At 66.1% G+C, this 11,007-nt stretch carries 1 protein-coding gene; it reads left to right on the top strand.

Annotated features, from left to right (window positions below):
• Positions 1–160: 160 nt before the first annotated feature.
• Positions 161–10,687, top strand: a complete 10,527-nt coding sequence (locus ACK6AU_RS22575) for an autotransporter-associated beta strand repeat-containing protein (protein WP_409301481.1) — start codon at positions 161–163, stop codon at positions 10,685–10,687.
• The last annotated feature ends 320 nt before the right edge of the window (positions 10,688–11,007 follow it).

The raw sequence follows: 11,007 nt of genomic DNA, 5'->3' as shown, positions 1-11,007 counted from the left end.
GGTTGGGAAAGCTTTACAGCGTCGTCTAGGTTTCTGCCAGGGAAATTTAACCATCGGTCAGGTTTTGGCGTGTTGATGCGTGTAGTAGAGGGATCTGAAGTTTCCGGGTAGTACGCGTTCCTACGTAGTGAAAAGCCTGCTCTCAAGGAAGGAGCTGCATGTGAACGCTCGCGCCAAGGATGTGCTGGTCAGTCTTTCGCCTTTGCCTCTAGCCATCCGCCTGGGCCTGGCCGGCCTACTTTGGGGGCTGGCCAGCCCGGCCGCCATGGCCGCGTGCTCTCCGGCCAACCCCAGCGCTGGCAGTATCGTCACCTGCACTGGCAATGCCACGGCGATCCTCACCAACGCTTTCGCCACCTCGGCCGACGACCTGACGGTCAACGTCAACAGTGGCGCGACCTTCAACTCGCTGCTCGGCGGCACGGCGATGAGCCTCACCGGCCATAACGTCACCCTGAACAACAGTGGCACTATCGACCCGGCCCTGCTGGGGCTGGTGACCCTGCTCAGCAATGGCGCGGTCATCGGCAATGGCAGTGCCGCGACCGTCAACATCAACAACGCCGCCAGCGGTACCCTCAACGGCACCTCCGGCATCCTCGGCCTGAACCTGGGCACGCTCAACGGCATGGCGCTGAACATCAACAATGGCGCGGGCGGCAGCACCACCATCGTCAACAACGGCAGCATCGGTTCCTCGGCATTGCTGGGCCTGACCCTGCTCTCCGCCGATGCGCCGGTGGTGGCGGTACAGGGGGGCTCGCAGGTCAACATGACCAACAACGGCACCCTGGTGGGCCGGGTGGCGTTCCAATCCTCGACGGCTGGCAACAACTTCACCAACACCGGGCAGATCACCGGCGGCGTGTCCCTGGGCGCTGGCAGTATCAACAGCTTCACCGCGGTGACCGGCTCCTCGGTCAGCAGCGGCGGCGGGATCGGCATCGCCCTGGGCGGCCTGCTGGGGGTCGACCTGACATTTGCTCCTACGGGGCAGATCGACGGTGGCGCTGGCGGTTCCAACACCCTGCTGTTGCAAAACACCCTGGGCGTGGGGGGCGGCACCACCGGCAGCGGTACGGTTTCCAGTGCCAACTACGTCAACTTCAACAACCTGGTCCTCAACAGCGGCACCTGGACCTTGCAGGGGCCGGTGGTCAGCGGCAACACCACGCTCAATGGCGGGGTGGCCTTGTACAACAACAGCGCCACCTTCGGCAGCGGCCTGCTGACCTCCAATGGCGGTGTGCTGCAAGCCAGCAGCGCCGGCCTGACCCTGAACAACCTGATCAGCCTGGGCGCTGGCGGCCTGACCCTGCAAGGCAGCAACGACACCACCCTGGCCGGGGTGATCTCCGGCGGCGGTGGGCTGGTCAAGTCCGGCGCCGGGCAACTGACCCTCAATGGCGCCAACACCTACAGCGGCAGTACCACCCTCAATGCCGGTACGGTGCAGTTGGGCAACAACCAGGCCTTCGGCACCTCCACCGTGACCCTGGGCGGCGCGGCCACCTTGAGCGCTCCGGGCACCGTCAACCTGGGCAACAGCCTGGTGCTCAACAACGCCCTGAGTACCAGTGGCGTCGGCGCGCTGACCTTGTCCGGCATCCTCAGCGGCAGCGCCGCACTGAACAAGGGCGGCACCGGCAGCCTGACCCTGAGCGGCAACAACACCGGCTTCAGCGGCACCACCAACCTCAATGCCGGCAGCCTGATCCTGGGCAACAACAATGCCTTGGGCAGTGGCCTGCTCAGTACGGCCGGCGGCACCACCCTGGATGCCAACACCGCCATCAACCTGGGCAACGCCCTGGCCCTGGCCGGCAACCTGACGGTGGGTGGCAGCAATGCCCTGACCCTGGGTGGCCTGGTCAGCGGTGTCGGTGGCCTGATCAAGAACGGCAGCGCCGACCTGGTCCTCAATTCGGCCAATGCCTACCTGGGCAACACGGCCCTGAATGCCGGGCGCTTGATCGTCGGCAATGCCGGCGCCCTGAGCACCGGCACGCTCAACGCGGCGGCCGGTACGACGCTGGATGCCAACACCGCCTTGAGCCTGGGCAACAACGTCAACCTGGCCGGCGCCCTGACCATTGGCGGCAACCAGAACCTGGGCCTGTCCGGGCAGATCAACGGTGCCGGCGGGTTGGTCAAGAATGGCGGGGCCAGCCTGACCCTGTCCGGCAACAACGGCTACCTGGGCAATACCAACCTCAACAGCGGTTCGCTGATCCTGGGCAGCAACCTGGCCCTGGGCCTGGGCGTGCTCAATACCGCCGCCGGCACTACCCTGGACAGCAGCACCGCGGTGTCCCTGGGCAATACCCTGAACCTGTCCGGCAACCTCAATCTGGCCGGCAGCAACGCGCTGACCCTCGGCGGGCTGGTCACCGGCATCGGTGGCCTGACCAAGAACGGCACGGCGGGGCTGACCCTCAACGGCAGCAACACCTACCAGGGCGGAACCTTGCTCAACGGCGGCACCCTGACCCTGGGCAACAGCGGCGCCCTGGGCAGCGGCGCCTTGACCGTGGGCGGCGCGGCGAACCTCGCCGGCAGCACCAGCCTGGACCTGCTCAATGACATAGTGCTCAACGCCGACTTGACCCTGGACGGGCTCAATCCGCTGATCCTGGATGGCGACATCAGCGGCGCCTATGGCCTGGTCAAGAACGGTGGCGCCAACCTCACCCTCAATGGCAACAACAGCTACCAGGGCGGCACCTTGCTCAATGCCGGAAGCCTGACCCTGGGTAGCGCCACGGCCCTGGGCAGCGGTGCGCTGACCGTGGGCGGCGCCAGTTCGCTGAATGCCGGCAGTGCCCTGAGCGTGGGCAATGTCATCAACCTCAACGCCAACCTGACGGTGGGCGGTAGCAATGCCCTGACCCTGGGCGGGACCATCGGCGGCAGCGCCGGGCTGATCAAGGGCGGCACTTCCAGCCTGACCCTCAGCGGTACCAACACCTACCAGGGCAATACCGCCCTCAACGGCGGCACGCTGATCCTGGGGGCCAACGGCGCCCTGGGCAATGGCACGCTGAATGCCGCCAACGGCACCAGCCTGGACGCCAGTACCGCGGTCAGCATCGGCAATGGACTGAACCTGGGCGGCAACCTGACGATCGCCGGCAGCAATGCCCTGACCTTGGGTGGCGTGATCGGAGGGATCGGCGGCCTGATCAAGAATGGCAGCGCCGACCTGATCCTCAATGGCGCCAATGCCTACCTGGGCAACACCACCCTCAACGCCGGCCGGTTGATCGTCGGTAACGCCAATGCCCTGGGCGGTGGTGCGTTGAATGCGGCCGCGGGCACTACCCTGGACAGCAACACGGCGGTGAGCCTGGGTAACCAGGTGAACCTCGGCGGCGGGGTCACTATCGGTGGCGGCGCCGACCTGACCCTGGCCGGGGTGGTCGGCGGGATCGGCAGCTTGATCAAGAACGGCAACGCCAACGTGACCCTGAGCGGCGTCAACACCTACCAGGGCGGCACCACGCTCAACGCCGGGACCCTGATCCTGGGCAACAACAGCGCCCTGGGCAACGGAGTGTTGACCGTGGGGGGCGCGGCAAACCTGGACAGCGCACCAGGTATCAGCCTGAACAACAACCTGACCCTCAATGCCAACCTGACCCTGCCCGGTAGCAACGACCTGACCCTGGGCGGGGTCATCGGTGGTACGGGGCAACTGATCAAGAACGGCGCCAGCAACCTGACGCTCAACGGCATCAACACCTACCAGGGCGGCACCACGCTCAACGCCGGGACCCTGACCCTGGGCAACAGCGGGGCCCTGGGCAGCGGCGCCCTGACCGTTGGCGGCGCTGCGACCCTGGACAACAGCACGCCAATGGCCCTGGGCAACAACCTGACCCTCAATGCCGACCTGACCCTGGCCGGCAACAACAACCTGATCCTGGCGGGGGTGATCGGTGGCAGTTCCGGCCTGATCAAGGACGGCCTGGCGGACCTGTCCCTGAGTGGCAACAACACCTTCAGCGGGCCCTTGACCCTGCTGGCCGGCAGTGTGACCACGCTTTCCAGCGGTGCCCTGGGCAACAGTTCCGGGGCCAACATCAGCGCGGGCGCCAGCCTCAACCTGGGCGCCAATGCCAGCCTTGGCGGGTTGACCGGCAGCGGCTCGGTGCAACTCAGCCCCGGTGTGGCACTGAGTGTCGGTGGGGGTAACGCCAGCTCGGTGTTCAACGGCGATCTTGGTGGCAGCGGGCAGCTGACCAAGGTCGGCAGCGGCACCCTGACCCTGGGCGGCATCAATGGCCTGACCGGCAATAGCCTGGTCAGCGGCGGCACCTTGAAGGTCGACGGCTCCCTGGCCAGCGGCACGGTCAACGTCGCCAGCGGCGGCACCCTGACCGGCTCCGGTTCGTTGCTGGGCGCCCTGGATGTGGCGTCCGGTGGCCACCTGGCGCTGAACTCGGGCAGTACCTTGTCGGTGGGCTCGCTGGTGCTCAACAGCGGCGCCAACCTGGACGCCAACCTGGGTGCGCCGTCCACCACTTCGCTACTCAACGTCGGCGGCAACCTGACCCTGGGCGGCCAGCTCAACGTCAGCGACGCCGGCGGTTTCGGCGTGGGCGTGTATCGCCTGATCAACTACACCGGCAGCCTGGTGGACCAGGGGCTGAACGTGGCCAGCGTGCCGTTGGGCTTCAATCTCGGCGACCTGGTGGTGCAGACCAGCGTCGGCAACCAGGTCAACCTGCTGGTGTCGGGGGGGACCAACATCCGCTTCTGGGACGGCAGCCAGACGGTGCCCAATGGCGTGGTCGATGGTGGCAGCGGTACCTGGGACTCGCTGAACAGCAACTGGACCTCGGTCAATGGCACCCTCAACCAGACCTGGGGTAACGGTTTTGCGGTCTTCCAGGGCACGGCGGGTACGGTCACCGTGGCCGGGGCGCAGAGCTTCAGCGGTATGCAGTTCGTCACCGACGGCTACAACCTGGTGGGGGCCCCCGGTGGTTCGCTGACGGCCGTCAATGGCAGCGGCGGCAGTACCTCGATCCGCGTCGACCCGAACGCCACCGCCACCCTCGGCGTGGCGATCAACGGCAGCGGCACGCTGGCCAAGCTCGACAGCGGCACCCTGGTGCTCAATGGCACCAACAGCTACAGCGGCGGCACTTCGCTGCAGGGCGGCACCCTGGTGGTGGGCAACGACAGCGCCCTGGGCACAGGCGCCTTGAGCACCGCCAATGGCACCACCCTGGACAGCAACACCGCGGTGACCCTGGGCAATGCCGTGACCCTGGCCGGTGCACTGAATATCGCTGGCTCCAACGCCTTGACCCTGGACGGGGCGATCAGCGGCAGCGGCAGCCTGGTCAAGAACGGCAGCGCCAGCTTGACCCTGGGCGGCAACAATACCTACCTGGGGCCTACCGCATTGAACGCGGGCGGCCTGGTCCTGGCCAGCAATACTGCCCTGGGCGGCGGTGCGCTGAACGCCGCAGCGGGCACCAGCCTGGACGCCAGCACGGCGGTCAGCCTCACCAATGTGCTCAACCTGGCCGGCAACCTGGGCATCGGCGGTACCGCCGACCTGACGCTGGGTGGCGCGGTCAACGGTGCAGGCGGCCTGACCAAGAATGGTGCAGCCAACCTGACCTTGAACGCCAGCAACGGCTTCACCGGCGGCACCTTGCTCAACGCCGGCACCCTGACCCTGGGCAACAACGGCGCCCTGGGCACCGGAGGCCTGACCGTGGGCGGCGCCGCGACCCTGGACGCCAGCAGCGCCCTGAGCCTGGCCAATGCCCTGACCCTCAATGCCAACCTGACCCTGGCCGGCAGTAACGACCTGGCCCTGGGTGGAGTCATCGGCGGTGCCGGCCAGTTGATCAAGAATGGCGCAGGCAACCTGGTCCTGGGCGGTGTCAACAACTACCAGGGCGGTACCTTGCTCAACGCCGGCACCCTGACCCTGGCCCAGGCCGCGGCCCTGGGCAGCGGCGCGCTGACCGTGGGCGGCACCGCGACCCTGGCCAATAGTGCGCCGCTGGTGCTGAACAACGATTTGAACGTCAATGCCGGGCTGACCCTGGCCGGGGCCAACGACCTGACCCTGGGTGGCGTGATCGCTGGCAGCGGGACCTTGAGCAAGAACGGCGCGGCCAACCTGACCCTGAGTGGCAACAACACTTTCAGCGGCCTGTTCGACGTGTCGTCCGGCAACCTGATCACCCAGGGCAGCGGGGCCCTGGGCAACAACGCCAGGGTCAACCTCGGGGCTGGAACCAACCTTGACCTGGGCGCTTCCGCCAGCCTTGGTGGCCTCAGTGGCAGCGGTGCGGTGACCATCGGCAGCGGCAACACCCTGACCCTGGGCGGTAACAACCTGGGCAGTACCTTCGCCGGCGGCCTGAACGGTGCCGGGCAGCTGGTCAAGACCGGTAGCGGCGTTCTCAATCTCAGCGGCACCAGCAGCCTGAGCGGCAATACCCAGGTCAACGCCGGCACGCTGAACCTCAGCGGCTCCCTGGCCAGCAGCACGGTCACGGTCAACAGTGGCGCGACCCTGACCGGCAATGGCAGCCTGGGCGGTGCTCTCAGCGTGGCCGATGGCGGGCACCTGGCGCTGAGTTCCGGCAACAGCCTGTCGGTGGGCTCGCTGGTAATGGGCGCCAACTCCAACCTGGACGTGGGCCTGGGCACGCCAGCCAGCGGTGGCGGCAATGCCCTGGTCAACGTCGGCGGCAACCTGACCCTGGACGGTACCCTCAACGTCAGCGATATCGGCGGTTTCGGCACCGGCGTCTATCGCTTGATCAACTACACCGGGGCGCTGACCGACAACGGCCTGAATTTCGGCAGCTTGCCTGGCAGTGTGGTACCGGGCGATCTGCAGCTGCAAACCGCCGTGGGCAACCAGGTCAACCTGCTGGTGAGCGCCCCCAACACCACCGTGCTGTTCTGGGATGGTTCGCAAACCACGGGCAACGGCGTGATCGACGGCGGTTCAGGCACTTGGGGCAGTGGTACCAGCAACTGGACGTCGGTCGATGGCAGCTCGAACCAGGCCTGGGCCGGCAGCTTCGCGGTGTTCCAGGGCAGCGCTGGCAACGTGACCGTGAACGGCACGCAGAACCTCACCGGCATGCAGTTCGTCACCGACGGCTACAACCTGGCCGGCGGTGTGGGCGGGGCGCTGAACCTGGTCAATGGCGGTACCGGCAACACGGCGATTCGGGTCGATCCGAACGCCACCGCCACCCTCGGCGTGACGCTCACTGGCGGCGGTACTCTGGCCAAGCTCGACAGCGGCACCCTGGTACTCAATGGCAACAACAGCTACAGCGGCGGTACCTCGCTGCAGGGCGGCACCCTGGTGGTGGGGAACGACAACGCCCTGGGCAGCGGTGCCCTGAGCACCGCCAATGGCACCACCCTGGACAGCAATACCGCGGTGTCCCTGGGTAATGGGCTGAACCTGGCTGGCGCATTGAACATCGGCGGCTCCAATGCCCTGACCCTGGGCGGCCTGGTCGGTGGCAGCGGTGGGCTGGTGAAGAGCGGCAGCGCCAGCCTGACCTTGAACGGCGTCAATACCTACCAGGGCGGCACCTTGCTCAAGGCTGGGCAATTGATCCTGGGCAACAACAGCGCCTTGGGCACCGGGGCCTTGACGGTGGGCGGCAATGCCCAGCTCGACAGTCCGGTGGCCTTGCAACTGGCCAACGCCATTACCCTTGGCGCGCAGTTGAACCTGGCCAACCAGCAGGCCCTGACCCTCAGCGGCGCGATCAGTGGCAATGGCTCGCTGGTGAAAAATGGCAGCGGTGATCTGCTGCTCAACGGCGCCAACACCTACAGCGGCGGCACCACGCTCAATGCGGGCACCACCCGCGGCGACGCCAGCAGCTTGCAGGGCTCGATCCTCAACAACGCCGCGCTGACATTCCAGCAGAACGCCAATGGCACCTATGCCGGCAACCTCAGCGGCAACGGCACCCTGGTCAAGCAAGGCAGCGGCACGCTGTTGCTGACCGGCAACAACAGCTTCACCGGTACCACCCAGGTGCAGGGCGGCTCGTTGCTGGTGGATGGCAGCCTGGCCAGCGGCAATGTGCAAGTGGCCAATGGCGCCAGTATCGGTGGCAGCGGCCAGCTCAGCGGTACCGTACAACTGGGCGATGGCGCCAGCCTCAAGGCGGGCGGCAGTGCCACGCCCTTGTCCGTGGGCGGCCTGGCGCTGTCTTCCGGCACCAGCCTGGACTTCAGCCTGGGCCAGGCCACCAGTTCCACCACGGTGGTCAACGTGGCTGGCGACCTGACCCTGGACGGCACCTTGAACATCACCGATGCCGGAAACTTCGGCGTAGGCGTCTACCAACTGTTCCGCTACGGCGGCACCTTGACCAACAACGGCCTGAACTACGGCACGCTGCCTGGTAGCGTGCTGCCGGGTTCCTTGAGCCTGCAGACTGCCTTGGCCAACCAGGTCAACCTGCTGGTACAGGGGGCGCCAGGCCAGGTGCAGTTCTGGAACGGCAGCCAGACCACGGCCAACGGCAGCATCACTGGTGGTAGCGGTACCTGGGGCGGTTCGACCAACTGGACCGATCCGACCGGTACCCAGACCCAGGGCGCGGGCAACCAGTTCGTGATTTTCGGCGGGCAGGGCGGCACCGTGACCGTCGCGGGAAACCAGAGCTTCACCGGCATGCAGGTGCTCGACAGCGGTTACAACTTCGTCGCCGGCAGCAATGGCAGCCTGAGCCCTACCAATGGCAGCGATGGCAGCCTGGCCAAGGTACGGATCAATGGTGGAGTGGTGACCCAGATCGACGCGCCGCTGGTGGGCAGCGGCGGTATCGAGAAAACCGATGCCGGGGTGTTGCTGCTCACCGGTGCCAATACCTACAGCGGCGGCACGACCGTCAGCGGCGGCACTCTGGCCGGTAATACCCGCAGCTTGCAAGGGCGGATGCTGGTCAATGCCCGGATGTTGTTCGCGCAGAACAGCAATGGCGTGTTCAACGGCCTGCTCAGTGGTACCGGTACGGTGGTCAAGCAGGGCGCTGGTTTGCTGCAGATCAATGGCAACCAGCCCTTCAGCGGCACCCTGGCGGTGGAGCAGGGCACTGTACAGATCGGCGACGACCCGGCTTCCCTGGCTGGGCAAGTGGTGGTCAGCAATGGTGCGACCCTGGCTGGCAACGGCAGCGTCGGGGGGCTGGTCAACAATGGCCTGGTGAGTTCCGGCGGGCCGATCGGCAAGCTGGCGGTCACCGGCAACTTCAGCAACGGCAGCACCGGGACCCTGCAACTGACACCGACCTCGGCCACGAGCCCGGCGTTGCAAGTGGGCGGCACCGCCAACCTGGCGGGCAACCTGCAGGTCACTGGCCTGAACTATGGTGGCGCCAACGCCAGCTACGCACTGATCAACGCCGGTGGCGGTATCACCGGTACCTTCAGCGGCAGCAACTTGCCGCAACTGGTGTTCTTCGACACCTCGCTGGTGTACGGCGCCAACCAGGTGAACCTGAACGTCAATCGCAACCAGACCCGCTTCGTCGACGTCGCCCAGACCCCTAACCAGCGTGCGGTGGCCGCGGCCCTGGGGGCCTACTCGGGGGATGACGACGATCCGGCCGACCAGTTGAACGACCAGATCCTCGGCCTGGACCGCGCCGGGGCGGTGGATGCGTTCAACCGTCTGTCCGGGGAGATCCATGCCAGCACTGTCAGCGCCTTGCTGGAGGACTCGCGGTATGTGCGCGATGCCCTCAATGACCGGATGCGCCAGCCTGGCTGCTCCAGCTCCCAGGACGACCCGCGGCAGGTCCTGGCCAGTCGCGAGAACCGCCTGAGCAGCACTGGCTGCCAGGGCGAGATGGTCGGCTGGATGCGGGTACTCGGCACCTGGGGTGACATGGCTGGCAACAGCAATACCGCCAAGCTGGACCGCAACCTGTCGGGCTTCATGCTCGGCAGCGACCGCCAGCTGGACGATACCTGGCGTGCCGGGGTCGCTGCCGGTTATACCCGCAGCGACCTGTCGGCCCATCGGCTGCAATCCGATGCCAAGGTCGACAGCACGCACCTGGGGGCCTACCTCAATTCCCAGTTCGATGCCGTGGCCGTGCGCCTGGGAGCGGCTTACAGCTGGCACCGGATCGAGACCAAGCGCGATGTCAATGTCGGCACCTACAGCGATCGGCTCAAGGCGCACTACAACGCCCGCAGCGCCCAGGTCTTCGGTGAGGTGGGGTATGCGATGGACGCTGCAGGCATGGCCCTGGAGCCATTCGTCGGGCTGTCCTATGTCAACTACGACAGCAACACCGGCAAGGAAAAGGGCGGTGCGGCGGCGCTCAAGGCCAAGGCCAGCCAGGACGTGACCTTCTCCACCGTCGGTATACGGGCCGGCAAGCGCCTCACCTTGGGCAATGGGCACCAGCTCACGCCACGGGTGGGCCTGGGCTGGCGCCATGCCTATGGCGACACCAAGCCGGATGCCGACCTGAGCTTCATCGACGGCGGCACCTCCTTCACCACCCAGGGCGTGCCGATCGCCAAGGACAGTGCGCTGCTGGAGGCTGGCCTGGACTACCAGATCACCCCGGCCGGCAAGCTGGGCATCGGTTACTCGGGGCAGGTATCCGACAAAACCAAGGACCATGCCATGACCCTCAACTTCACCCTCGACTTCTGACTGTCTTGGGTGTTCGGCAGCCGCCCTATGGGCGGCTTTGCCATGTCTGGTGGTCGCGCGAGGTTGCCGGTCGTCGGGCCGCGTTGCCTGACCGGCATCCTTAGGTGGCGTCCAGTGGAGCGCGATCTTGCTTGTCGAACATGGCAGAAGTGCTGGTCGATACTGGAGCCGACAAGCCTTGCCGGCTGTTCTGGATCACTCTTCCTTATATTGAAAGTACAAGGCTGCTTGATTGCGGTGGACTTATTTTAAGTCTGGCTGTTAATTTGCTGAACTTGCATTTTAGCAAGTTGTCCGACCCTCCGGTCGCCATGGTCCAT

Origin of the sequence: Pseudomonas sp. KCJK8993, from assembly GCF_046230915.1 — a bacterium.
GTDB lineage: Bacteria > Pseudomonadota > Gammaproteobacteria > Pseudomonadales > Pseudomonadaceae > Aquipseudomonas > Aquipseudomonas piscis.
The sequence above is the reverse complement of the archived record's forward strand: the minus strand, read 5'-3'. Positions and strand labels throughout refer to the sequence as shown.